The sequence below is a fragment of the Streptococcus mitis genome (genome assembly GCF_002860865.1).
Classification (GTDB): domain Bacteria; phylum Bacillota; class Bacilli; order Lactobacillales; family Streptococcaceae; genus Streptococcus; species Streptococcus mitis_AT.
Genome location: NZ_PKIE01000004.1, coordinates 59,240 through 84,795, shown reverse-complemented (window position 1 = coordinate 84,795; position 25,556 = coordinate 59,240). Strand labels below are relative to the sequence as shown.

Genomic DNA, 25,556 nt, shown 5'->3' with positions numbered 1-25,556 from the left:
TAAACCCTTTCTATCCCTAGTCTTGGGCGACTTTTGGAAAAGCTATGAAGAAGGTCAAACGATTCTCCTTCATCTCAAAACGATAAGGTAATTTTTCATGTTCTAATAGACTCTTAACCACAAAGAGCCCCATCCCAGACCCTTTGACCTTACGACTAGCATTGTCAGAAAAAGATTGAGCTAGTTTTTCTTGTTCCTCTGAGCTACAGCTATTTTCGATAAAAAGTTCCCCTTCTATTTCTCCAATGCGAACTAAGCCACCTGGAACAGAGTGCTTAATGGCATTGCTGATGAGGTTAGACAGAATCAATTTCATGACAGACGGGTTTAGATAGGCCTGCTGATGAGTCAAACTGTTGTCTATCTGGAGCTCTCTATCCTTGGCTAGTAAAGTATAATCCTTAACCAGACTTTGCGTCATCTGGTATAAGTCAATTTGTTCCCTATCATCTCGCAATTCCTGCACAGACGAGAGAGAAAGTATCTGGAGAACGTGGTGATTGAGCTCATCCACAATTCCTAAGGCTACTCCCAGATAGCGGTCTCTATCCTTATAACGACCGACGTTTTCTTTCATGTTTTCGATCAGGATTTTCAAACTAGCCAGCGGTGTTTTCAATTCATGAGAAGCCCCTCGTAGGAATTCGACCTTCATCTTTTCCAGCTGGAGAATGGCTTCATTCTTGTCATGCAAGTCCGCAATGACAGTCAAAAGATGCTGGTAGAGGCTATTGATTTGTTCTTTGAGATCACCGATCTCATCCTTGGAATCCACGCGCAATCGCACTTGGGCATCCAAATCCATCATCCGTCGGGTCACCCGCTTGATTTCCAAAATCGGGGCCACAATGGTCCGAGCATAGATGTAGGCCACCAAGAGGGAAATCAGAAAGGACGCCAGTAAGGTATAGGGAAGAAATTGAAGACTAATCTGCTCTGCTTCCTTTTGCAAGTCCATGGAAGCTAGAAACTGGAGAGTCATGGTGCCACCATCTTGCGTTTTCACCTCCCGTTCCTCAATAAAAAGCGAGGTAGTCTGGCGGTCTGTGTCCAGAGGAAGACTTTCCTTAACCTCCAACTTGTCCTCGGTCATCTCACCCTTAACGGCCCCCTTGATATCACTAGTCTGGGAATACAAGTCTAACACTTGCTCGATGCTCTGCCTATCCTTACCTTCTAGGGACTGGGCAATGGCTGTCGCCTTCTGACCAATGGTTTCCTGACGATGACTCAGATAAGTCGAAGGAAAAAGAAAATAAATTGCTAAATGAAGGCAGATAACCAGAACACTAAATATCGAGAAGGTATAGATAAATATCTTTGTAAATAAACCTGTTCGTTTCATTTTCGCTCCAATTTATAACCAACATTGCGCACAGTGAGGATGCAGTCCAAGCTTAGCTTTTTCCGCAGTTCCTTGATATAAACATCAATGACACGGTCAAAGGGAACCTCATCTGTCGCTTTCCAAACGGCATCGATTATCTGAGATCGAGTCAAGGCCCGTCCTTCATTTTTCACCAGATAGTCCAGAATTTCCAACTCTTTAGCATTAACAGCCACTTCCTCTCCTGCTAGGCTTGCACTGTAGCTTTCAAAGTCTACCTTGGCATCCTTATAGGAGAAGACTCGTCCTGTATCGTAGTAGCGCTTGAAAATCGCGTCCACCCTCACTTTTAAGAGGGAGAGGGAGAAAGGTTTTTCCAGATAGCCATCTGCCAGAGAGGCAAAGGCACTCATCTTGTATTCCTCATCCTGAAAGGCGGTCAGCATCAAGACAGGAACCTGACTGGTTTTACGAATCTCCGCTAGGACTTCTAAGCCATTGAGCTTGGGCATCTGGATATCCAGTAAAACCAAGGCTACTTCATAGCTGGAAAATTGCTCTAAGGCTTCTTGACCATCCGCCGCCTCAATGGTTTCATAACCACAATCCGTCAAATAGTCGCTGATCCCCTCACGAATCATCTCTTCATCTTCTACAATTAAAATTTTCATACTTTAACTGCTCTCTATTTTTTATTTTTCTTATACTCAATGAAAATCAAAAAGCAAACTAGGAAGCTGGCCGCAGGTTGCTCAAAGCACTGCTTTGAGGTTGTGGATAAGACTGACGAAGTCAGCTCAAAACACTGTTTTGAGGTTGTGGATAGAACTGACGAAGTCAGTAACCATACCTACGGTAAGGCGACGCTGACGTGGTTTGAAGAGATTTTCGAAGAGTATTAGAATAAATACCTACTCTATTTTCTATTATAGCCTCTTACTGGCCTTTTGTCTGTAATCAACTGACCACTAGATAAAACAAAGAGAGCCTATCGCTCTCTCTGCTTGCATTTCACTCCCTGTGGAATGAACGTTATTTGGTTGCTTTTGAAAATGTTACAACGTAGTTATAATCTTTTCCATTAGCTTGATAGACATAGTCCTCTTTGAAAGTATAGCCGCGTTTGCTCAACTCTTCTTTCTTAGCATCAACTTGGCTCTTGACAGCTGCTTTAACCTCTTCATTTGTTAAACTTTCCGCGACTTCAAGAGAAGTTCCATTGATATCTCCTAGGAAACCTGCAATATCTTTCATTTGATCAAAGTTATAAAAAACATTGACTTTGACCTTTTGAGGAGCTGGCTGTTCTAGACTTCTACGATTTCTGCTAGCGCGTGGTTGAACTGCTGGCGCCATTCTGAAACCTGTAGTTCCTGTAGCCTCCTTAGTGAAAGTGACTACGTAGTTATAATTTTTCACAGTAGTATCTTGTTCAAAAATAATGTCATTTTTCACATGATACCCTCTAGCAGCTAGGTCTTTTATCTTGGCTTGAATTTTTTCTTTTACTAGCTCTTTTGCCTGTACTTCACTCGTTCCAGCAGGAATTGTGACAGTGTTATTTTCTCCCGGATCAGATAGGAAGCCATGAATATCTGGCATTCCAGCGAAGTTATAGCTAATATTTACAGTTCCATCTGGTTCTGATATTGAACGTGCCACTCTTCTTGCTCTTGCTTGAACTGATGGAGCATTTCTAAAACTTGAACCTCTTTCTGAAGTTGAAGAAGGTTGTGTTGGAGCTTCACCTGATCCATGTCCTATCGCTGTGCTTCCATTGTCAATAGTAGTACCTTCATTACGACCATTTGTTAAATTATCTTTGTTATAATTTGGTGCTGGTAATTCTTCACCTTGAACATCCAATGCATTGATTTCATTTTGATATTTTTCTGTAACAGTAGCTACTTCTTCATCGTCTTTTGCTTTGTTAATTTCTTCTATCGCTTTATCTTGTAACGCCTTTAATGCTTCTTTTAATCTTGCCTTTTCATCTGCATCAGTAACTTTTTCAATCGCATCTGCTTTTATTTTAACAACTTCACCGATATTATCATCTATGCTCTCCTTTTTAGCTGACTTCAAGGCTTCTTCCTTCTTAAGTTCTTCTTCTGATTTTGGCTCTGAAGTTGATGCTTCTGGAGTCGGAGTTGATGTTGCTGCATTCCCTGAATCATTTGTAGCTTCAGCAGATGGAGTATCGGAAGGTTCTGACGTTGTTTCAGAGTTACCTGATTCTCCAGATGGCTGTGTAGCGGAATTTGTATCGCCTGATGTGACCGGTACTTCTTCACTTGGGGTTACCGGTGCTGGTGTCGCTGGCTCGTCTGCTTTCGGTGCTGGAGATGCTGGTTCCTCTGATTTTGGTGCTGTTGCTTCGGTTTTTGGAGCTGAAGTTTCAGGTTGTTCTGTAGTCCCTGTGTTTGAAGTAGTATCATCTGTTGCCGGACTTGATGTTGCTGCATTTCCTAAATCATTTGTAGCATCTGCAGATGGAGTATTGGAAGGTTCTGCAGTTGTTTCAGAGTTACCTGTTTCTCCAGCTGGCTGTGTATTGGAATTGGTATCGCCTGATGTGACCGGTGCTTCTTCACTTGGGGTTACCGGTGTCGAAGTTGAATCACTTGGTTGGGTAGCTGTTGAATCACCTGTAGGAGTTGTAGATGGTGCTCCAGACTCTTCTGAATGATTGCCTGTTGATGGAGATTCAACCGAAGAAGCTGATTCATCGTCTTTCGGTGTTGTGCCTGCTGATGGTTCTTCTGCTTTCGGTGTTGTTGCCGATGGTTTGTCCGCTTTTGGATCAGTCGTTGCTGGTTCTTCTGACTTCGGTGTTGTCGATGGTTCTTCCGCTTTTGGTTCAGTCGCTACTGGTTCGTCTGACTTCGGTGTTGTCGATGGTTCTTCCGCTTTTGGTTCAGTCGCTGCTGGTTCGTCCGCCTTCGGTGTGGTTGCCGATGGTTCGTCCGCTTTTGGTTCAGTCGCTACTGGTTCGTCTGACTTCGGTGTTGTCGATGGTTCTTCCACTTTCGGTGCTGATGCCGCTGGTGCCTCTGGCTCCTCTGCTTTCGGTGCTGGAGTCGTTGGTTCTTCTGCTTTTGGTGCCGGTGTCGATGGCTCCTCCACTTTTGGTGCCGGTGTCGATGGCTCCTCCACTTTTGGTGCTGGTGTCGATGGCTCCTCCACTTTTGGTGCTGGTGTCGATGGCTCTTCCACTTTTGGTGCTGGTGTCGATGGTTCTTCCACTTTCGGTGCTGATGCCGCTGGTGCCTCTGGCTCCTCTGCTTTCGGTGCTGGAGTCGTTGGTTCCTCTGCTTTTGGTGCTGGTGTCGATGGCTCTTCCACTTTTGGTGCTGGTGTCGATGGCTCTTCCACTTTTGGCGCTGGAGTCGTTGGTTCTTCTGCTTTTGGCGCTGGAGTCACTGGTTCTTCCACTTTTGGCGTTGTTGCCACTAGCTCTTCTGCTTTTGGCTCAGTTGCTGCTGGTTCTTCTGCTTTTGGTGCCGGTGTCGATGGCTCCTCCACTTTTGGTGCTGGAGTCGTTGGTTCTTCCACTTTTGGCGCTGGAGTCACTGGTTCTTCTGCTTTTGGTGCCGGTGTCGATGGCTCCTCCACTTTTGGTGCTGGAGTCGCTGGTTCTTCTGCTTTTGGCGCTGGAGTCGCTGGTTCTTCTACTTTTGGTGCTGGAGTCGCTGGTTCCTCAACTTTTGGCGCTGGAGTCGCTGGTTCTTCTGCTTTTGGCGCTGGAGTCACTGGTTCTTCCACTTTTGGCGTTGTTGCCACTGGCTCTTCTGTTTTTGGCGCTGGTGTCGCTGGATCCTCTACTTTCGGTGCTGGCGCTACTGGTTCTTCCACTTTCGGTGCCGATACTGCTGGTGTTTCCACGACTACTGGTGTCGTTTGTTTAACAGTAGTAGTTTGCTCTCCAGTTACAGTATCTGTCTTTGTTTCAACTTCATAACTTTGACAGCTACCAGAATTATCAATCGACACTCGCTGTCTTTTTACTTCTGTATTTCCATCTTTTAGAAAAGCCTCTTCGCTAAAATACAATTTATTATTGGCAAAAATCAAATCTCTATTTGCAATACGATTTATCTCAACCAAACTATCAACAGATAGCCCCGTTGCACCACTAATAGCACTCAGTGTATCTCCCCACTTAATTGTGTAGTGTGACAAATTGTCTATTTTTTGAATATCAGCTTTGACTTCTGCAACTGTTCTGGCTACCCAGACACCATCTTGTTCACTGGCTGACACAGTTGGAGCTAAAAAGCCCAGCCCCAGTAGAATGACACCTGTCGCAACAATTGCACCAGTTCTTAATTTTCTAAAGCCACGGAGGGATAAGCTCCCTCTAACATTTGTCTGTCTCATAATGTTTATTTTTCCTCACTAATCTATATTTTCCAAAGCAGACCCTTCCTAGGTCTACTAGTCTATGTTTGCAATATGGATAGGCTTCTACAGATTTATCTATCTATTTTCAAGATAAGGTTTCTATAGATTTTTATGCAAAATTCCGTATATAAGTTGTGAAATTCCTTTCTAATAAATTCCATAGCTTTAGTATATCATATTGAAGCACTAAAGTACAAAGAAAGCGATTGAAAGCAATGATTTTCACCACTGCTTTCGACTCTATTTTGTATTGTTAAATATCCATTCTCTATCCACCATTCTGGAATAGAAAAACAAGATGCAATCTCTATTTTAGACTAATTTTTTCAAATTTATTCACTATCCAGCAGAAGTTCTTTTGGTTGTTTTCTAAGGAGATTGCTTGAAGCAAGCGCCATAACGAGAACGACTAGAACTAAAGCAAGGACAAAGACGATGATAAAGTCTGATGTCTGAATAGAAATATCTAGGCTCGACAAGGTCTTGCTAAAGCCATCTACTTCTGCACCACCACCAAGGTTAGAGGCTTGAGCAGCCTTGCTAGCCTGTTTGGCAACACCTGAAGTGACATTGGCAAGAACAGTATTTCCAATCGCACGAGCTGTGTAGTTGGCTAGGAAGTAAGCAGAAACAAGAGCAGGGATGGCAATCAAGATGGATTCAGTGATGAATTGACCCAAGATACTTGCCTGCTTGAGACCGATAGAGAGGAGAATTCCCACTTCCTTGCGACGAGCGTTGATCCAAAGGCTGAGCAAGAGGGCAAGGAGAAGGACTGAGAAACTCAAGCTACCCCAGAAGAGGAGATTGGCCATCTTGTACATACCAGAGATGGATTGCTCAAGAGCTGGGTAGTTAGAGGAGCTCTTAACTAAAGTATAGCTCTTCCAATTGATACCACTGATGCCATTCAACTCTTTCATGACGTCATCCAAGTTCTTGTCCGCTGTTACAAAGAAGGTTGCGTCCCCATAAATAGCTGTGTCTTCTGTGTATCCATAAAGTTTTGCAGCAGTGTGAATGTCTGTGATGGCTGTATTTTCATAGAGTTCTTGTGAGTAGGTTACTGCCGACTTATTGTGACCATCAAAGAGTCCCTTGATTGTCACTTCAACTGTTTCCTTGGCTCCTTTTTCATTGTCTGCATCATAGACATTGGAGTCTAGCTTGACCTTATCTCCAACTTTCCAGCCGTGTTTGGCTGCCAAGTCCTTGTGCATGAGAATCTTGTCTTTGTCATCGTTAGTTAAGTGCTCACCTTCGACTAACTTATAAGAACCAGAGACAAACTTGTCTTCTTTAGAGGAGTCATTGACACCAGTGATCATCAAGCTACTTCCAAAATGTTTAGCACGGTCAGGTGTCAGATTTTTCTTGGTTTCTGGCGTTTCAATGAGTTCATATCCAGTCAAATCTCCGATAGCGTTGATGCGTTTCACATAAGACTCGATGGCCTTATTTTCGGTGATTTTTTTGATATCTTCACCCTTGATATTCCCAGCACCACGAGGCGTTCCTTGATTGACGCGACGATTGATTTGCATGGAGAAGCTGTTGGTGATATTTTTAAAGGTCTCCTGAGAAGCCTTGGCAGTAGCTCCCTTGATTGACAAGCCGACCAAACTCAAGATCGCCATGAGGAGAATAATCAGGAAGATGACAATCGATTTGAAAAATTTCCTTGTAACATAGGCAAATGCGTTGTGTAACATAGGTTCCCTTTCTAGATTTTATTCTATTTTATAGTTCTAATACTCAATGAAAATCAAAAAGCAAACTAGGAAGCTAGCCGTAAGCTGTACTTGAGTACGGTAAGGCGACGCTGACGTGGTTTGAATTTGATTTTCGAAGAGTATAACTGAAAAAGCTCATATTATTTCGTCGTATTGCGAGTTTCAGTCAGTTTCTTATCCTTCAACTCAAGTGTAATATCTGACGCTTGTGCCACTTCTTTGCTGTGAGTTACGACGATGACACATTTACCTGTTTTCTGGGCAAGTGATTTGAGCAGTTCGACAATATCTCCAGCAGTTTTAGGGTCCAGATTTCCCGTTGGCTCATCCGCTAGAATTACTGGAGCTTCTGAGACCAAACTACGAGCAATGGCAACACGTTGTTGTTGACCACCTGATAACTGGAGAACATTCCGCTTGATCTGACTTTCATCCAAACCAAGCTCAAGAAGTGTATCCTTACTTGCCTTTTTGTTGACCAAGCGGATATTTTCCAGTGGAGAAAGATAATCTATCAAGTTATAATTTTGAAAGACCAGGGAAATATGGTGCATGCGATGGTAAGAATAGCCCTTCTTACGAATATCCTCTCCTTGAAAAAGGATAGAACCTTCAACAGGACTATCTAGACCAGCAAGTAGGGACAAGAGTGTGGATTTTCCTGCTCCTGACTCACCAATAATACTGTAAAATTTCCCGGGTTCAAAATTATAATTGATCTGATATAGGACTGCTTCAGCAGTGTTCTTATAACGGTAGGTAACATCTTGTAATTGTAATAAAGTCATGATTTCTCCTTCTTAACTAATAGATGATAAAATTTCTTTCGGTGATTTTCTAAATAAGAATAGGAAACAAAGGGCTACAGATAAGCAACTAAGCAGAACTAGAAAAACATAGGATTCTGCAAAAGATAGGATGTTGGTTGATAAACTGCTTGCTTTAGCTAGCGTGTCTTGTAGAGCTGCCTGATCTCCACTTGCTAGTAGGGTTTGGAGTAGGTAAGATGTGATTGTGTTTCCTGCAACAAATGCTGGAAGCAAAGCTCCGAGAGATACCAAAACCACCTCTAAACAGAATTGTAGGAAAATCGAGCTCTTTCCTTTTCCAAGTGCCAGTAAAATTCCCACTTCGTAGACCCTTTCTCTCAACCAGAGAGACAAAACAAGAATTAAGGCCCCTGCTCCTGCTATCAACATCCCATAAAGGAAGATGGTCAGAAAGGTTTGGAAGGTAGCAACTGAGTCTTTGATTTGTTCAAAAGCCTTGCTTTCCTTTTCGACTTGATAGCCTTGATTTTCCAAAGACAAGTTTTCTACCTGCTTCATGAGTTCGTCCATTTCCTTAGGATTTTCTACATAGAAGCGAGCTGCACTGACTAGAGATTCACCATTTCCCAAAAGGCTTTGGCTACTTTCATAGTCTGTAAAGACCTGGTTTTCACTGAAGTCAGAAGACAAGCCTGTAAATTTCTCCTGTTTTTTACCAGAAAAGATGCCGATAATTTCAAACTCAACTGTTTGTCCTTTGCCTGATTCTGACTGTCCAGCATCTAAACGAATCTTGTCATGAAGCGAAAGACCATTCTTCTTAGCCAACTCTTCGTGAATGATGATTTTCTTGGAATCCCCTTTTTGAAGGTGCCGCCCTTCTTTTAGATTGAAAGCTGAACTGGTAAAGGTCACATCCTTGGATGAATCCTCAAGAGCCGTTAAGCTAACCAAATTCTTGTCTGCAGCTGATAAATCATCACGCTCCACGCTCTGCTCGCCACTCACCGCTTCCTTGTCTTTCAGTTTTGTGACCGTCTCCAGTTCAGGAGAAACATTTTCCAGTCCCTTAATCTTGCTGACAGATGCTAGATCTGACAACTTGAAGGTCTGACCATTTTCTATCTTCTTAATAGAAAAAGATGTGTTGAGTGATTTATAAAGATTGGTTTCCACTGTTTTATTGGACTTCATCAGAGTCAAACAGGCTGAAATTCCGGCCAATAGGACAAACAAAATCAGAAATAAAATAAAACTTCTCAGTCGTTTTCTACTGACATAAGCCCACGCTCTTTGGATTGGATTCATTTGTCACCTCCATATTTGTAAGACTATTATAAAATCCAAATATGAAATGTTTATGAAATACGAAAAAAGAGCAAAAATTTTTTACTCTACTTGAATTATATGAAAACAAAAGAGCTAACCTAAGCTAACTCTTATCCTATGCGGAGAGAGGGACTTGAACCCTCACGACCTAAAGCGGTCACAGGATCCTTAGTCCTGCGCGTCTGCCAATTCCGCCATCCCCGCGTCGATTACTTTACTAGTATATCAACTTTTGGGATCCTTGTCAACACTTTTTTTCAATTTTTTTCATTTCACCAACCAAATTACTCAGAAATTTCATTTAGATTTTCATCTACTAACTTAGCTCCAAGTGTATTTTTGAAATGCCCTAGGGCAAATTGGTGATTTTCAGGCCAGATGGAAGCAACAGCTGGTTTAACAATCTCAATGTCATATCCTAGATTATAGGCATCTATAGCTGTGTGCAGGACACAGATATCCGTCAAGACTCCTGTTAAGATAACGGTAGACACTCGACGCTCTCTCAAACGGATATCCAGGTCAGTTCCCGAAAAAGCTGAGTAATGGCGTTTATCCATCCAAAAGACACGACTGTCTGAACCATGCTCTTGATAAAAGGTCCCCAAATCTCCGTATAAATTCCGTCCACTAGTCCCAATCAAATTGTGAGGAGGAAATAGTTTGCTTTCTGGATGGAAACAATCGTTTTCTTCGTGAGCATCTATTGTAAAGAAGATGTAATCTCCTCGTTCAAAAGCTAATCGAGTCACCTTGCTGATGGCATCCGAAATCGCCTGAGCTGGAGCGCCTGCTGTCAATTTTCCACTATCAGCAACAAAATCTTCTGTATAATCAATCGAAATTAAAGCCTTAGTCATTAGTAATCTCTTTTCTTCACTTCTTCAAAAATATCTGAAATCAAGACCTTAAGGTAGGTTCCCTTCATTCCAAGTGAGCGACTTTCAATAATTCCCGCAGACTCAAGTTTACGAAGGGCATTGACAATCACAGAACGGGTGATTCCGATACGGTCTGCAATCACTGACGCAGTCAACTGCCCTTCATTTCCATTTAATTCCCCTAAAATTGCTGAAACAGCACGGAGTTCGGAGTAAGAAAGGGTATTAACCGCCATGGTGACGGCAGTACGGCGACGGATATTTTTCTCATCTTCTTCTCGTTGGAAGTTAAGAAGCTGAATCCCAACAACGGTACTGGCAATCTCAACAAGGATCAAATCCTCATCTTCGAATTTTTTATCATTGCGCCAAATAATCAAAGAACCAAGGCGAATACCTGATACATGAATCGGTGCAATGGTTGTCAAGCCATCTGGAAAGTCGGCACGACTCTCTACAGGGAAAATACTCAAATCATGATCAACTGTCAGATTGGCTTCTGTATCGTAGATCATATTCGCACCTTGAATGTAGTCATCTGGGAAAATCTTAGTTTGGAAGAACTGCTCTACACGATCTGTATTGGTTTTGTAACGCATGAAATAACCAAGGAGACGTCCCTTGCTATTGACGATACAGGCGTTACAGTCAATAATATCTGCCAATTGACGGGTAATCGCATTGTATGGAAGTTCTTCCTGCAACTGCTCCTCTGAGCGCTTCAGGATAGAAGTAATTTTTCTAGTTTTTTCTAATAAATGTGCCATTTTTCACCTCGAATTTAATCGCTATCATTATAACATAAAAAGCTTGAATTTTCAATTATTATCTGAAAATTGCTTATTTAATTGCAATTTAGACTAGCTGAAATATTTTAGAAAAATATATTTTTATCATTGACAAACTAATTTATTTTTGATATTATATTATCATAATAAGATAGATGGATAATACCTTTCCATTTCACCTATCCTTTGCTATCACCATCTTCTTTCACCCTTGGTCTCCTTATATAAAAAAGCGATTCATTTTGAACCGCTTTTTCTTATTTATCGCCCTTATTACGAATAACAAAGCCTGTTTGCTTTTCACTTGAAGTATTGCGTGGTTTTTTATTGTCTTTATTACGGTAACGTCTGTCTTTATCAAAACGATCATTGCCACGACTTCCTTTTTTGAAATCATCACGACGACCACGACGGTTGTCTCCACGGCGATTATCACGACGGTCATCTCCACGACGACCTCCCTTACCTTTACCACCGAAGCCATTACCTGATGGTTTAAATGGCAGTGGTTTTTCACGTGCAATCTCCACTTCAGGAAGACTATCTGGGTCTTGAACAGTCAGACTCAAGATATACATTGCCAATTCTTCTGGAGTAAATTCGGCAGCTAGCTTACGAGCATCCTTACCAAATTTCTCAAAGTTGGCACGGATAGTCTCATCTGCAAAATCACGTTCAATTTTCTTGAGAGCTACGTGTTTTTTTGCTTGGAAGGCTTCTTCTGCACTTGCAGGTTTGAGACCTTTCATGCGTTTCTTAGTCAAGTTTTCAATGATTTGGAGGTAGCCCATTTCATTTGGTGATACGAAAGTAATAGACTGACCTGACTTACCAGCACGACCTGTACGACCGATACGGTGAACATAACTTTCAGGATCTTGTGGAATATCGTAGTTATAGACATGGGTCACACCTGAAATATCCAAGCCACGCGCTGCAACGTCTGTCGCAACCAAAACATCAAGATTGCCATTTTTAAAGTCACGAAGGACACGAAGACGTTTGTTTTGGTCCAAATCACCATGAATTCCTTCTGCACGGAAGCCACGGATTTTAAGACCACGAGTCAATTCATCTACACGGCGCTTTGTACGACCAAATACGATAGCAAGCTCAGGCTGTTCCACATCCATAAGACGAGTCATGGTATCAAATTTTTCTTGTTCTTTAACACGAATATAGTATTGGTCAACCAATTCTGTGGTCAATTCCTTAGCAGCAATCTTCACATGCTCAGGTTCTTTCATAAACTGAACACCGATACGTTTGATGGCATCTGGCATAGTTGCTGAGAAAAGCAAAGTTTGACGGTTTTCAGGGACACGAGAAATGATAGCTTCGATATCTTCAAGGAAGCCCATGTTGAGCATTTCATCCGCTTCGTCAAGGATAAGAGTTTCAATATCTTGTAATTTCAAGGCCTTGCGTTTAATCAAGTCCAAGAGGCGACCTGGAGTTCCCACCACGATATGGGCACCAGATTTAAGAGCCTTAATTTGTTTTTCAATGCTTGAACCGCCATATACTGAGCGGACTTTGACTCCCTTACTACGACCAAAGCGGAAGAGTTCTTCTTGACTTTGGACAGCGAGTTCACGAGTTGGAGCGATGACCAAGGCTTGGATAGTCGCTTCTTCTGTACGGATTTTTTCAAGGGTAGGCAAGCCAAAGGCTGCAGTTTTTCCTGTACCAGTCTGAGCTTGACCGATAACATCCTTGCCTTCGAGAGCCAAGGGAATAGTTTGTTCTTGGATCGGACTAGCTTCTACAAAACCAGCTTTTTCAATCTCTGCTAGCAAATCAGCAGACAAGTTTAATTCATTAAATTTCACGTTATTCTTCTTTCTAAAGGTGGTGCGAAGCCACCCTATAGGGCTTAGTTTATACTTTTCTTTTTATGACGTATTTTCATATACTGGATATAAAATCGTGTTGCTTCTTTTCCACAAAAGAAAAGTACTGTTTTCTTTGCAACCCATCTAGTATAACACAAGAGAGAAGCAAAAGATAGCCTAATCCGTCGATAAAGTCATGTAAACGATTTTTCTGAGAAAATAAAGTTAAACTTTCCACTATTTCATAAACTTTTTTAAAGCGTAGCAGAATTGTGCAAAAGTTTTTTTCTTGTGCTAGAATGAAATTCGAATAGGAGGAACTCTAAATGTTAACTTATGATTTAATCGTTATCGGATTTGGTAAAGCTGGTAAAACACTAGCAGGTAAATTGGCTTCAGCTGGCAAAAAAGTTGCCCTCGTTGAACGTAGCAAAGCTATGTACGGTGGAACTTGTATCAACATCGGATGTATCCCAACTAAAACTTTGCTAGTTGCTGCTGAGAAAGACTTGTCTTTTGAAGAAGTCATTGCTACCAAAAACACTATCACTGGTCGCCTCAACGGTAAAAACTATGCTACTGTTGCTGGTACAGGCGTAGATATCTTTGATGCGGAAGCTCACTTCCTTTCAAATAAAGTCATCGAAATCCAAGCTGGTGATGAAAAGAAAGAACTGACTGCTGAAACAATCGTCATCAACACTGGTGCCGTTTCAAATGTTTTGCCAATCCCTGGACTTGCTACAAGCAAAAACGTCTTTGACTCAACAGGTATCCAAAACTTGGACAAATTGCCTGAAAACCTTGGAGTCCTTGGTGGTGGAAATATCGGTCTTGAATTTGCTGGCCTTTACAACAAACTTGGAAGCAAGGTTACAGTCCTAGATGCCTTGGATACTTTCCTTCCTCGTGCAGAACCTTCCATCGCAGCTCTTGCTAAACAATACATGGAAGAAGACGGTATTGAATTGCTTCAAAATATCCGTACTACTGAAATTAAAAATGACGGTGACCAAGTCCTTGTCGTAACTGAAAACGAAACTTACCGTTTCGATGCCCTTCTCTACGCAACTGGACGTAAACCAAACGTAGAACCACTTCAACTTGAAAATACAGATATTGAACTAACTGAACGTGGCGCTATTAAAGTAGACAAACATTGTCAAACAAACGTTCCTGGTGTCTTTGCAGTTGGAGATGTCAACGGTGGCCTTCAATTTACTTACATTTCACTTGATGACTTCCGTGTTGTTTACAGCTACCTTGCTGGAGATGGCAGCTACACACTTGAAGACCGTCTCAATGTACCAAACACCATGTTTATCACACCTGCACTTTCACAAGTTGGTTTGACTGAAAGCCAAGCAGCTGATTTGAAACTTCCATACGCTGTTAAGGAAATCCCTGTTGCAGCAATGCCTCGTGGCCATGTAAATGGAGACCTTCGCGGAGCTTTCAAAGCTGTTGTTAATACTGAAACAAAAGAAATTCTTGGAGCAAGCATCTTCTCAGAAGGTTCTCAAGAAATCATCAACATCATCACTGTTGCCATGGACAACAAGATTCCTTACACTTACTTCACAAAACAAATCTTCACTCACCCAACCTTGGCTGAGAACTTGAATGACTTGTTTGCGATTTAAGTTGAGTTTAATCGTATCGAACAGCCCTCTTGGGGCTGTTTTTACTTCTGCGGAATCTCATACTCTTCGAAAATCTCTTCAAACTACGTCAGCTTCACCTTGCCGTAGGTATGGTTACTGACTTCGTCAGTTCTATCTGCAACCTCAAAACAGTATTTTGAGCAACCTGCGGCTAGCTTCCTAGTTTGCTCTTTGATTTTCATTGAGTATCAAATCTGTCTTTTCCCTCTTTTGTGATATAATAGAAACATGAAATTAAAAACTACTTTGGGCCTTCTTGCTGGGCGTTCTTCCCACTTCGTTTTAAGCCGTCTTGGACGTGGAAGTACGCTTCCAGGAAAAGTCGCCCTTCAATTTGATAAAGATATTTTACAAAACCTAGCTAAGAACTACGAGATTGTCGTGGTCACTGGAACCAATGGAAAAACCTTGACAACTGCCCTCACTGTCGGCATTTTAAAAGAGGTTTATGGTCAAGTTCTGACCAACCCAAGCGGTGCCAACATGATTACAGGAATTGCGACAACCTTCTTAACAGCCAAATCTTCTAAAACTGGGAAAAATATTGCCGTTCTAGAAATCGATGAAGCCAGTCTATCTCGTATCTGTGACTATATCCAGCCAAGCCTTTTTGTCATCACGAATATCTTCCGTGACCAAATGGACCGCTATGGTGAGATTTACACAACTTACAAGATGATTTTGGATGCTATTCGTAAGGTGCCTACTGCCACTGTTCTCCTTAATGGAGACAGTCCACTTTTCTACAAGCCAGCTATTCCAAATCCTGTAAAGTATTTTGGTTTTGACTTGGAGAAAGGACCAGCCCAGCTGGCTCACTATAATACAGAAGGAATTCTCTGTCCTGACTGCCAAGGTATCCTCAAATACGAGCACAATACCTATGCAAACTTGGGTGACTATATCTGTGAAGGTTGTGGATGTAAACGTCCTGATTTAGACTATCGCTTGACAGACTTGGTTGAGTTGACCAACAATCGCTCTCGCTTTGTCATTGACGGACAAGAATATGGTATTCAAATCGGTGGTCTCTACAATATCTACAACGCCTTAGCTGCGGTTGCCATCGCCCGTTTCCTTGGTGCAGATTCACAACTGATCAAGCAAGGATTTGATAAGAGCCGTGCTGTCTTTGGACGCCAAGAAACCTTCCATATCGATGACAAGGAATGTACCCTCGTCTTGATTAAAAATCCAGTCGGTGCGACCCAAGCTATCGAGATGATTAAACTAGCACCTTATCCATTTAGTCTATCTGTTCTTCTTAATGCCAACTATGCTGATGGGATTGATACTAGCTGGATCTGGGATGCTGATTTTGAACAAATCACTGACATGGACATCCCCGAAATCAACACTGGCGGTGTTCGCCATTCTGAAATTGCACGTCGTCTACGAGTAACAGGCTATCCAGCTGAGAAAATCACTGAAACAAGTAGTCTGGAACAAGTTCTTAAGACCATTGAGAACCAAGACTGCAAGCATGCTTATATTCTGGCTACCTATACTGCTATGCTTGAATTCCGCGAACTGCTGGCTAGTCGTCAGATTGTTAGAAAGGAGATGAACTAATGGTTTATACTTCACTTTCCTCAAAAGCTGGCAATTACCCCTATCAGCTCAACATTGCCCACCTCTACGGTAACCTCATGAATACCTATGGGGACAATGGAAACATCCTCATGCTCAAGTATGTTGCTGAAAAACTGGGAGCCCATGTGACGGTTGACATCGTTTCTCTCCATGATAACTTTGATGAAAATCACTATGATATCGCCTTTTTCGGTGGCGGTCAAGACTTTGAACAAAGTATTATTGCAGATGACCTACCTGCTAAAAAAGAAAGCATTGACAACTACATCCAAAATGACGGCGTAGTTCTGGCTATCTGCGGTGGTTTCCAACTATTGGGACAATATTATGTTGAAGCTTCAGGCAAACGCATCGAAGGGCTAGGTGTCATGGGCCACTATACCCTCAACCAGGCCAATAACCGTTTTATCGGGGACATCAAAATTCACAATGAAGATTTCAATGAAACCTACTATGGTTTTGAAAATCACCAGGGTCGTACCTTCCTCTCGGATGACCAAAAACCGCTGGGACAGGTTGTCTATGGAAATGGAAATAACGAAGAAAAAGTCGGCGAAGGGGTTCATTATAAGAATGTCTTTGGTTCCTACTTCCACGGGCCTATCCTCTCTCGTAATGCCAATCTAGCTTATCGCCTAGTCACCACTGCCCTCAAGAAGAAATATGGTCAGGACATCCAACTCCCTGCCTATGAAGACATTCTCAGCCAAGAAATCGCTGAAGAATACAGCGACGTCAAAAGCAAGGCTGACTTTTCTTAAACAAAGTGAAACCATATCAAAGAACTCCGACAAGATAGCGGAGTTCTTTTTGTCTTTTCTTTTACCCTTCTCCCTTGCATTTTCTCTCATTTTTTGCCAAAATAGAGGAGTAGAAAGAAGGTAGCATATGTCTAAATTACAACAAATCGTAACATATCTTGAATCAGAAAAACTAGACGTCGCTGTCGTATCTGACCCCGTCACAATCAATTACCTCACTGGCTTTTACAGTGATCCCCATGAACGCCAAATGTTCCTTTTTATCCTAGCGGATCAAGAACCCCTCCTCTTTGTCCCAGCCCTTGAAGTTGAGCGTGCAAGCAGCACTGTTTCCTTCCCAGTTGTGGGCTATGTGGATTCTGAAAATCCATGGCAAAAAATGAAACATGCTCTTCCACAGCACGACTTCAAACGTGTCGCTGTTGAGTTTGACAATCTCATCTTGACCAAATATCATGGCTTGAAAATAGTCTTTGAAACTGCTGAGTTTGACAACCTCACTCCTCGTATCCAACGCATGCGCCTCATCAAATCAGCTGACGAAGTGCAAAAAATGATGGTTGCAGGTCTCTATGCTGATAAAGCTGTAAAAGTTGGTTTTGATAATATTTCTCTTGATAAGACAGAGACAGATATCATCGCTCAAATTGACTTTGCCATGAAACGTGAAGGCTATGAAATGAGCTTTGACACCATGGTCTTGACAGGTGATAATGCTGCAAATCCACACGGTATTCCAGCAGCTAATAAGGTTGAAAATGATGCTCTTCTACTCTTTGACCTTGGTGTTCTAGTCAACGGCTATGCGTCAGATATGACTCGTACAGTCGCAGTCGGCAAACCTGACCAATTCAAGAAAGACATTTATAACTTGACTCTTGAAGCCCAACAAGCTGCTCTTGACTTTATCAAACCAGGTGTGACTGCCCATGAAGTGGACCGCGCTGCCCGTGAGGTCATCGAAAAAGCTGGTTACGGCGAGTACTTCAACCACCGTCTTGGTCACGGTATCGGTATGGATGTCCACGAATTCCCATCTATCATGGAAGGAAACGACATGGTCATCGAAGAAGGCATGTGCTTCTCTGTTGAACCAGGTATCTATATCCCTGGTAAAGTCGGTGTCCGTATCGAAGACTGCGGTGTTGTTACCAAGGATGGCTTTGACCTCTTTACAAACACCAGCAAAGACTTGCTTTATTTTGATTAATATTCATCTAATACTCAATGAAAATCAAAGAGCAAACTAGGAAACTAGCCGCAGGTTGCTCAAAACAATGTTTTGAGGTTGCAGATAAGACTGATGAAGTCAGCTCAAAACACTGTTATGAGGTTGTGGATAGAACTGACGAAGTCAGTAACCATATCTACGGCAAGGCGACGTTGACGCGGTTTGAAGAGATTTTCGAAGAGTATAAAATCTTACCACAATAAAACGCATAGTATCAAGGTTTTCAACACCTGATACTATGCGTTTTTTCTGATTTTTAGGACTTTCTCCACATCCTCATTACTTAATCTTCTTGATACTTTGACTAAGGATAAATCCTACAATCATCCCTACAATATTTTGCATGAAATTTGGTAGGATCTCTGGTAGGGCTGCTGCCCAGCCATTCATCAAAGTAGAACCCAAGGCGTAGCCCCCTACCATGGCAACAGTTGCTAAGATAAGGCCTAACCACTGAGTTTTTCCTTTAAATCCTGCGAAAAATCCCTGCAAGCCATGGTTGACCAAGCTAAAGAACATCCACTGAGGATAGCCTGATAAGAGGTCAATCAAGAAACCTGCTAATCCTCCGACTACAGCCCCTTCGCGACTACCAAAGTAAAAGGCAGCAAAGAAGACACCCGCATCTAAAAGAGTTAGAATGCCTGTCGGTGTTGGAATTTTTAAGAAATAGCCTAGAACCACAGAAAGGGCGGTTAAGAGGGATACAAGGGCGATTTTAGTTGTTTTGGTTTGCTTCATATTGTCTTACTCCATACTGATCTGCTTGTGCAATGGCACGATAAACGAAAGCCTTAGAGCTTTCTACTGCTGGTAAAAGTTCATCACCTTTGACTAGGTGACTGGCAATGCTTGAGGCAAAGGTACAACCTGCACCTGCATTTTGCCCTTGGATAACAGGATTTTCCAACACTGTAAAGGTCTGTCCATCATAAAAGACATCTACAGCCTTGTCTTGACTAAGGCGATTACCTCCCTTGATAATGACTGCTGGCGCTCCTAATTCATGCAATTTCTGTGCTGCAGTTTTCATATCTTCAAGGGTTTTAATCTCTTGATCTGCTAGTAATTCTGCTTCAGGAAGATTAGGTGTAATCACACTGACATAAGGGAAAAAACGAATCAGTTCTTGGCAGAGCTCACTAACAGCCACATCGTGAGTTTCCTTGCAGACCAAGACAGGATCCAATACCACAGGCACTCCTGGACGTTGCTTGATAAAGTTCAAGGCCTTCTCAGCCACACTGACAGTAGGAAGAAGACCAATCTTAATACCTGCAAATTCCACATCACGCAAGCTATCTAATTCATGTTGAAAAATGGTATCGTCAGTTGGAAAGACTTCAAAGCCCTTTTCCGTCAAGGCTGTCAAACAAGTCACTGCTACAAAGCCATGCAAGCCGTTCAAGGTATAGGTAGCCAAATCAGCTGACAAACCACCACCACTAAAAATATCATTTCCAGAAAGTGCTAAAATACGATTATTCTTCATAACGAATCTCCTTTAAATATAAACCATTTGGTGCTGCAGTGGGACCTGCAAGCTGCCTGTCCTTTTTCTCCAAGATCAGGTCAATCTGCTCTACTGGCATGCGGTTATTGCCGATTTTGAGCAGTGTCCCCACCATATTGCGAATCTGCTTATACAAAAAACCATTTCCTGAAAAGGTAAAGGTCAAAAACTGGCCTGTCTCATCAACCCTAAGACTAGCTTCTGTGATGGTGCGAACCTTATCCTCTACACTAGTCCCAGAGGCTGTAAAACCGGTAAAATCATGGGTTCCCTCTAACTTTTTGATTGCCATCTGCATGCGTTCCACATCGAGTGGATAGGGAAAGTGAGTGGCATAGTGACGGCGCATAGGATTCTTGGGACGGCCCCTATCCACGATAAACTCATAGGTCTTACTGTGCTTAGCATAACGGCAATGAAAATCATCCGCCACAAGCTCAATCGAAATCACATCAATATCTTCAGGGGACTGAGTGTCTAGAGCAAAACGGAGCTTCTCCTCATCCATTTGATAAGGCAGGTCAAAATGAATAACCTGTCCCAGGGCATGAACCCCACTATCTGTCCTACCAGCACCGTGAACAGTAATAGATTGCCCCTTATTTAACCTGGTCAAGGTTTTTTCAATTTCTTCCTGAACGCTACGCGCATAGGGCTGGCGCTGAAAGCCAGCAAAAGCGTAACCATCATAGGAAATAGTTGCTTTATATCTTGTCATAACTTCTATTTTATCAAGAAAATAATCTCGTAACAAGCTAGAAAATTTACAACTGTCTGGGTACAAATTCAAAAAGAAAAACTTAGGAATCAATCCTAAGCTCTCTTTTGAAGTAGGTACATAACAAAGATAGAGGTTACAATCAACCAGGATCCTAAAATGGCGAAGACCAGCATCCCATTGTGAGTTAGTAATCCAATCGCACCTAGAACGAATGGAGTCGTAAAGGCTCCGAAACTACAGCCTAAAACTGCAAATGAGGTTGCTTGATTGAGGAGTTTAGCTGGAATTCTTTCAGAGACAAGTTGAAAGACCGTCGTCAAGGCTACACTGTAGGCAAAACCAGCCAGAATGCTTCCTGCCACCACCACCCACAAGGATGGAGATAAAGCAATCACAATTTGCCCTAAGCCGAAGGTAATACCAGACCAGAGGAGTAATTTTTCCTTAAAGATAGAAATCAAGAAAGAAAAACTCACCCCAGCCACAATCCCAATCAGCTGCATGATACTTAGGACAAAACTAGATAACTGGGCATCTCCAAGCCCTCTTTCCACCATCAAACTTGGAATACGAATAGTAATAGCCGTATTGGTACAAACTACAACTGCCGCTTCTATAGCTAGGGTAAAAATCAAGCCTTTCATTTCACGAGTTAAACGACTTGCTTCCTTCGCTTTTTTCTTGACTTCTTTCTTTTCTTTTCCATAAGGGACAAAGAGCAGATAAAGGGTCAGCACCAAAAATCCAGCACTATAGGCCAAGAAGGTAGCTGTCCAACCAAAGGCCAACAACTGACCGACTGCCAAGGTAATGAGAGAAGCTCCTACGACCTCTGCAGAACCGCGTAGTCCTAACATCTGAATGCGCGTTTTTCCTTGATAGCGTTCACTAATAATGGAAATGGCCTTGGCATTGATCATCCCAACACCCAAACCAAAAAGAATCCGTGTTCCAAAGACAAAAGGATAGGCCTGATACCAGAAGGGAGCCGTTCCACTCAGTGATAAAATCAACAAGCCCAAACTAATCTGTAAGCGCTCAGGGAATATTTTTTCTAAGAAACCATTTAGTAATAACATAATCATGATTCCAAAGGATGGCAAGCTCGCTAAGAGCTCAATTTGTTCCTTAGGATAACCTTGATAATAGTCAAACATAGCTGGTAGAGCACTTGAAATCGAAAAGGAGGTAATCAAAACGAGGGAGAGAGCCAAAATACTGACCCGTTCTAAAAATTGTTTCATGAAATCTCTTTCTATATTTCTCTTAATCTTCTATTTTTTGATGGTTATCAAGCAAGAAAAGAAGAAGTCTCTTTGGTGTATAGACTCCTTCTTAAACTCGAAAATGAATCCCTTGTGTCTTATACTCAATGAAAATCAAAGAGCAAACTAGGAAGATAGCCGCAGGCTGTACTTGAGTACGGCAAGGCGAAACTGACGTGGTTTGAATTTGATTTTCGAAGAGTATTAGGATGACTTTCTCTTGATTTGCTTGATAAAGTAGAAGATAAATCCTGCCACCATATAGGCAACAAAGATAATCAGACACCACTTAAACACGACATCCCAACCCTTGTTTACATTCAAAAAGAAGTAAGGGAAGGGACTGACCTTAGAATTAGGAACATCAAGTTTCAGTACCAAGCCATTAAAAAGAGCAAAAATCATATACAGCAAGGGTAAAATCGTCCACACAACTGGATCCCAAATCTTGTATTGACCCTGTTTGTCAAAAAAGAGGGTATCCGCTAAAAACCAAAGGGGAACGATATAGTGGCAAAGGAAATTTTCCAGAGTATAGAAATTAGTCGCAATGGGCGCTAAGAGGAAATGGTAAATCACACAGGTAATCATGATACTCATGGTAACCCCACCTTTTAAGCGCAAGAGACTTGGTCTTTGCCAGTTTTCACCTAAACGGCTCATAACCTTTAGGAGATAGAGCGTAAAAATCGCTACTAAAAGATTTGACAAAACCGTATAATAGAGAAGCATCCCAAATCCACCATGCTTGGCGATTTCAAGATAAACTCCCGTAAAAGCCGCTAGAAACAAGAAGATACGGCTATAAAATACTAGTTTATAGTGCTTTGACATGCTTAAATTTTCTTCACAAACTCTGATTTGAGTTTCATGGCACCAAAGCCATCGATTTTACAGTCGATATTGTGGTCGCCTTCTACGATGCGAATATTTTTCACACGCGTTCCTTGTTTCAAATCTTTTGGCGCACCTTTTACTTTCAAGTCCTTGATGAGGGTTACTGTATCACCGTCAGCCAATTTATTTCCGTTGGCATCGATAGCGACAAGACCTTCTTCTACTTCTGCAACTTCAGCAGGATTCCACTCATGAGCGCACTCTGGGCAAACCAGTAGGGCACCGTCTTCGTAGACATACTCTGAGTTACATTGTGGGCAATTTGGTAGGTTGTTCATGGTTTCTCCTTATCATCATTCACTATTCTTTGAAAATCAAAATTTCTCGAACAGCAACTATTATACCTTAAAATTAGTATTTTGACAAATTTAGAAAAAAACCGATATCAATCTATCGGCTTTTCTACATTTACATTCTTTTTTCAGCTTCTGCTTTGATTTTTTCAACTACTTCTTGAATGTTCAAACCAGTTGTGTCAAGGTAGACAGCATCCTCTGCTTGTTTGAGAGGTGAAGTCTCACGATGGCTATCCTTGTAGTCACGCGCAGCAATCTCCTCTTTTAAAGTTTCAAGATCTGTTTCAATTCCCTTGGCAATATTTTCCTTGTAACGACGCTCTGCTCTTTCATCAACAGAGGCTACTAGGAAAATTTTCAATTCTGCTTGTGGCAATACAACAGTCCCGATATCGCGACCGTCCATGACAATCCCACCTTGCTGGGCAATCTCTTGTTGGAGAGAAACTAGTTTCTCACGAACTTCAGGAATCGCCGCAATAGCAGAAACGTGATTGGTCACTTCATTTTCACGGATAGGATGGGTAATATCCACATCTCCTACAAAGACAAGCTGTTCCCCAGTTTCTGAACGCCCAAAACTAATTGGATGCTGGTCCAATAAGTCTAAGAGTTCTTCAACTTGTTCAACTCCTAATTGGTTCCCGAGAGCCATGTAGGTCGCTGCACGATACATAGCACCTGTATCTAGGTAGGTGAATCCAAAATCCTTGGCAATAATCTTTGCGACCGTACTCTTGCCACTTGAAGCAGGACCGTCAATAGCAATTTGAATTGTTTTCATATCAACTCCTATTTGATTTTGACAACATCACCTGGATTAGCAAACCAAGATCCTGTAGCCATATGCCCAGGATTCAAAGCCTCTAACTGAGCAATCGAGATTCCTGCACGAGCGGCAATGGCTGCTTCTCCTTCTCCAGCTAAGACTTTTGTAGTTCCTTCTGGATCAGTTGGATGTTCTGAGCTACTAGATGACTCTTCTGCCTTCTCCTCTGAACTAGAAGATGCCTGCTCTGAACTACTAGAAGTAGAAGAAACTTGCTCTACTTTTGTATCTGAATCGTGAAAATCTTTCAAGGCTGCCGTGCGATTACTCCCACCCGATGAAAGATAAATCAGAACAATAATCATCACGACTACAATCACAAAGAAAATACTTGCTAAAATAGTCAAGATACGATTAGCCAGCACTCCTCCACCTTGTTCTCTCTTACGACGTTCTGATCTTGTTTCTTCCTGATTCTCATAAATATCTTCTTGCCACGGTTCTTTTGCCATACCTTACTCCTTGTTTTTTTTTACTTTTCTTATTACAATATAAATATGAAAATCACACTTATACCTGAACGCTGCATTGCCTGTGGTCTTTGCCAAACTTATTCTGAATTATTTGATTACCACGATAATGGAATCGTACGTTTTTACGATGATCCTGACCAACTAGAAAAAGAAATCTCTCCTAGTCAGGACGTCGTAGAAGCTGTTAGAAACTGTCCGACACGTGCCTTGATTAAAGATTAACTCTAACATCGACAGGAACGTTCCACTCCTTCTAGTTTAGCATATTTCCATGCAAAATTATAGTCTTTTCTCTTTATTTTTTTCTGTAAAATCAGGAAGGTCGCTTTTTTCTTTGATAAGATAAAGTGGTCTTTTTTTAGTCTCTAGATAGATCTTACTGATATACTTGCCAAGAATCCCAATGGTCAAGAGTTGAATGCCTCCAAGAAAGAGAATGACAGCCATCAGAGATGTCCAACCTGATGTCGGATTGCCCAAAATAAGGGTTCGAACCACGACAAAAAAGGTCATAAGTAGAGAAATAAAACAAGATAGGATACCAGCCACAAAAGCTATAATCAAGGGAAAATCTGAAAAATTGACAATACCCTCAATGGAGTAGAAAAAGAGTTGCCTAAAACTCCAACTGGTCTTGCCAGCCTGTCTTTCTACATTAGGATAATCCAGATAGTGGGTTTTAAAGCCGACCCAAGCAAAGAGTCCCTTTGAAAAACGATTGGACTCTGTCAAGGATAAAATGGCATCCACTATGGACCTTCTCATCATGCGAAAATCACGGACACCTGATGGCAAGGCTACTGGACTAATTTTTTGCATAAGGCGGTAAAAGAGATTAGCGCAGAGACTACGTAAAACTGGTTCTCCCTCCCGACTGGTCCTGCGTGTTCCAACACAGTCCAAGTCTGCATTTTGGTCTAGTAAATTTTTCATCTCAAGCAACATACTCGGAGGATCTTGGAGGTCTGCATCCATCACCACCACCAAATCTCCTGTCGCATATTGCAAGCCTGCATAGAGGGCTGCTTCTTTGCCAAAATTTCGAGAGAAAGAAATATAATGAACTGACGGATTTTGCTCCCGATAGGCCTTTAAAAGTTCCAAGGTCCCATCACTTGATCCATCGTCGACAAAGACATACTCGATTTCTGTTTCCAAATCTGGAAGTAAAGCTTCCAAAGCCTGATAAAAAAGAGGAAGTACTTCCTCTTCGTTTAAACAGGGGACAATGATTGACATCACCATC

Annotated in this window: 25 protein-coding genes and 1 tRNA gene; 7 read left to right on the top strand and 19 right to left on the bottom strand. The window is 41.9% G+C overall.

Annotated elements, in window-relative coordinates:
• Window positions 1-16: 16 nt before the first annotated feature.
• Window positions 17-1,345 (bottom strand): sensor histidine kinase VncS, encoded by a 1,329-nt coding sequence (vncS, locus tag CYK18_RS07510; protein WP_101785914.1) that lies wholly within the window; start codon window positions 1,343-1,345, stop codon window positions 17-19.
• Window positions 1,342-1,998: a response regulator transcription factor VncR gene (gene vncR / locus CYK18_RS07505; RefSeq protein WP_101785912.1), complete on the bottom strand. Its 657-nt coding sequence runs from the start codon at window positions 1,996-1,998 to the stop codon at window positions 1,342-1,344. Before vncR ends, vncS begins: the two co-directional genes overlap by 4 nt.
• 39 nt (window positions 1,999-2,037) lie before the next feature.
• Between vncR and CYK18_RS11125 the strand changes: the two genes are divergently transcribed.
• Window positions 2,038-2,229, top strand: coding sequence for a hypothetical protein (locus tag CYK18_RS11125; protein ID WP_101785910.1), 192 nt, complete (start codon window positions 2,038-2,040; stop codon window positions 2,227-2,229).
• A 130-nt stretch (window positions 2,230-2,359) separates the two neighbouring features.
• Here CYK18_RS11125 and CYK18_RS07495 read toward each other — a convergent pair whose 3' ends face one another.
• From CYK18_RS07495 to cshA, 8 genes are all read right to left on the bottom strand, one after another.
• Window positions 2,360-5,707 carry a LysM peptidoglycan-binding domain-containing protein gene (locus tag CYK18_RS07495; protein WP_101785908.1) on the bottom strand — a complete coding sequence of 1,116 codons (3,348 nt, stop codon included), beginning with the start codon at window positions 5,705-5,707 and terminating at the stop codon, window positions 2,360-2,362.
• Window positions 5,708-6,063: 356 nt separating this feature from the next.
• The gene (gene vex3, locus CYK18_RS07490; RefSeq protein WP_101785906.1) at window positions 6,064-7,443 is read right to left on the bottom strand and encodes an ABC transporter permease subunit Vex3; all 1,380 of its coding nucleotides are present in this window, start codon (window positions 7,441-7,443) and stop codon (window positions 6,064-6,066) included.
• Between the two features lie 161 nt (window positions 7,444-7,604).
• Window positions 7,605-8,252 (bottom strand): ABC transporter ATP-binding subunit Vex2, encoded by a 648-nt coding sequence (vex2, locus tag CYK18_RS07480; protein ID WP_000173751.1) that lies wholly within the window; start codon window positions 8,250-8,252, stop codon window positions 7,605-7,607.
• A gap of 12 nt (window positions 8,253-8,264) precedes the next feature.
• The gene (locus tag CYK18_RS07475; RefSeq protein WP_101785904.1) at window positions 8,265-9,542 is read right to left on the bottom strand and encodes an ABC transporter permease; all 1,278 of its coding nucleotides are present in this window, start codon (window positions 9,540-9,542) and stop codon (window positions 8,265-8,267) included.
• Window positions 9,543-9,681: 139 nt separating this feature from the next.
• Window positions 9,682-9,767: transfer RNA gene (locus CYK18_RS07470), tRNA-Leu, on the bottom strand.
• 80 nt (window positions 9,768-9,847) lie between these two features.
• Window positions 9,848-10,423 (bottom strand): cysteine hydrolase family protein, encoded by a 576-nt coding sequence (locus CYK18_RS07465; RefSeq protein WP_070526965.1) that lies wholly within the window; start codon window positions 10,421-10,423, stop codon window positions 9,848-9,850.
• Window positions 10,423-11,211 carry a GTP-sensing pleiotropic transcriptional regulator CodY gene (gene codY, locus CYK18_RS07460; RefSeq protein WP_000940738.1) on the bottom strand — a complete coding sequence of 263 codons (789 nt, stop codon included), beginning with the start codon at window positions 11,209-11,211 and terminating at the stop codon, window positions 10,423-10,425. The genes CYK18_RS07465 and codY overlap by 1 nt, the downstream gene beginning before the upstream one ends.
• Before the next feature lie 278 nt (window positions 11,212-11,489).
• Window positions 11,490-13,064: a degradosome RNA helicase CshA gene (gene cshA / locus CYK18_RS07450; protein WP_101782513.1), complete on the bottom strand. Its 1,575-nt coding sequence runs from the start codon at window positions 13,062-13,064 to the stop codon at window positions 11,490-11,492.
• Between the two features lie 329 nt (window positions 13,065-13,393).
• Between cshA and CYK18_RS07445 the strand changes: the two genes are divergently transcribed.
• From CYK18_RS07445 to CYK18_RS11120, 5 genes are all read left to right on the top strand, one after another.
• Window positions 13,394-14,710, top strand: coding sequence for an FAD-containing oxidoreductase (locus tag CYK18_RS07445; protein WP_000958933.1), 1,317 nt, complete (start codon window positions 13,394-13,396; stop codon window positions 14,708-14,710).
• A 249-nt stretch (window positions 14,711-14,959) separates the two neighbouring features.
• Window positions 14,960-16,303: a lipid II isoglutaminyl synthase subunit MurT gene (murT, locus tag CYK18_RS07440; protein ID WP_101785901.1), complete on the top strand. Its 1,344-nt coding sequence runs from the start codon at window positions 14,960-14,962 to the stop codon at window positions 16,301-16,303.
• Complete coding sequence (gene gatD / locus CYK18_RS07435; protein WP_101785899.1) at window positions 16,303-17,085, top strand: lipid II isoglutaminyl synthase subunit GatD; 783 nt, start codon at window positions 16,303-16,305, stop codon at window positions 17,083-17,085. The genes murT and gatD overlap by 1 nt, the downstream gene beginning before the upstream one ends.
• Before the next feature lie 127 nt (window positions 17,086-17,212).
• Window positions 17,213-18,295: a M24 family metallopeptidase gene (locus CYK18_RS07430; protein ID WP_101785897.1), complete on the top strand. Its 1,083-nt coding sequence runs from the start codon at window positions 17,213-17,215 to the stop codon at window positions 18,293-18,295.
• A gap of 17 nt (window positions 18,296-18,312) precedes the next feature.
• Entirely contained in the window at window positions 18,313-18,519 is a 207-nt protein-coding gene (locus CYK18_RS11120) for a hypothetical protein (RefSeq protein WP_257960174.1), read from the top strand.
• Window positions 18,520-18,595: 76 nt separating this feature from the next.
• Here the strand turns inward: CYK18_RS11120 and CYK18_RS07420 are convergent, their stop codons facing one another.
• From CYK18_RS07420 to CYK18_RS07385, 8 genes are all read right to left on the bottom strand, one after another.
• The gene (locus tag CYK18_RS07420) at window positions 18,596-19,057 is read right to left on the bottom strand and encodes an ECF transporter S component (protein ID WP_101785895.1); all 462 of its coding nucleotides are present in this window, start codon (window positions 19,055-19,057) and stop codon (window positions 18,596-18,598) included.
• Window positions 19,035-19,808 carry a bifunctional hydroxymethylpyrimidine kinase/phosphomethylpyrimidine kinase gene (locus CYK18_RS07415; protein ID WP_101785893.1) on the bottom strand — a complete coding sequence of 258 codons (774 nt, stop codon included), beginning with the start codon at window positions 19,806-19,808 and terminating at the stop codon, window positions 19,035-19,037. Before CYK18_RS07415 ends, CYK18_RS07420 begins: the two co-directional genes overlap by 23 nt.
• Window positions 19,798-20,547, bottom strand: coding sequence for a tRNA pseudouridine(38-40) synthase TruA (truA, locus tag CYK18_RS07410; protein WP_101785947.1), 750 nt, complete (start codon window positions 20,545-20,547; stop codon window positions 19,798-19,800). Before truA ends, CYK18_RS07415 begins: the two co-directional genes overlap by 11 nt.
• 95 nt (window positions 20,548-20,642) lie before the next feature.
• Window positions 20,643-21,794, bottom strand: a complete 1,152-nt coding sequence (locus CYK18_RS07405; protein WP_101785892.1) for an MFS transporter — start codon at window positions 21,792-21,794, stop codon at window positions 20,643-20,645.
• A gap of 225 nt (window positions 21,795-22,019) precedes the next feature.
• Window positions 22,020-22,649 carry a Pr6Pr family membrane protein gene (locus tag CYK18_RS07400; RefSeq protein ID WP_000033944.1) on the bottom strand — a complete coding sequence of 210 codons (630 nt, stop codon included), beginning with the start codon at window positions 22,647-22,649 and terminating at the stop codon, window positions 22,020-22,022.
• Between the two features lie 2 nt (window positions 22,650-22,651).
• Window positions 22,652-22,990 (bottom strand): zinc ribbon domain-containing protein YjdM, encoded by a 339-nt coding sequence (locus CYK18_RS07395; RefSeq protein ID WP_020903640.1) that lies wholly within the window; start codon window positions 22,988-22,990, stop codon window positions 22,652-22,654.
• A 130-nt stretch (window positions 22,991-23,120) separates the two neighbouring features.
• Complete coding sequence (gene cmk / locus CYK18_RS07390) at window positions 23,121-23,792, bottom strand: (d)CMP kinase (protein WP_101785890.1); 672 nt, start codon at window positions 23,790-23,792, stop codon at window positions 23,121-23,123.
• Between the two features lie 8 nt (window positions 23,793-23,800).
• Complete coding sequence (locus CYK18_RS07385) at window positions 23,801-24,289, bottom strand: SAG1386/EF1546 family surface-associated protein (protein ID WP_180948026.1); 489 nt, start codon at window positions 24,287-24,289, stop codon at window positions 23,801-23,803.
• A gap of 45 nt (window positions 24,290-24,334) precedes the next feature.
• Here CYK18_RS07385 and CYK18_RS07380 point away from each other — a divergent pair, with 45 nt between their 5' ends.
• Entirely contained in the window at window positions 24,335-24,532 is a 198-nt protein-coding gene (locus CYK18_RS07380) for a ferredoxin (protein ID WP_004235080.1), read from the top strand.
• A 57-nt stretch (window positions 24,533-24,589) separates the two neighbouring features.
• On the opposite strand, the gene CYK18_RS07375 is transcribed toward CYK18_RS07380, so the two are convergent.
• Entirely contained in the window at window positions 24,590-25,555 is a 966-nt protein-coding gene (locus tag CYK18_RS07375; RefSeq protein WP_101785888.1) for a glycosyltransferase family 2 protein, read from the bottom strand.
• Window position 25,556 lies beyond the last annotated feature (1 nt).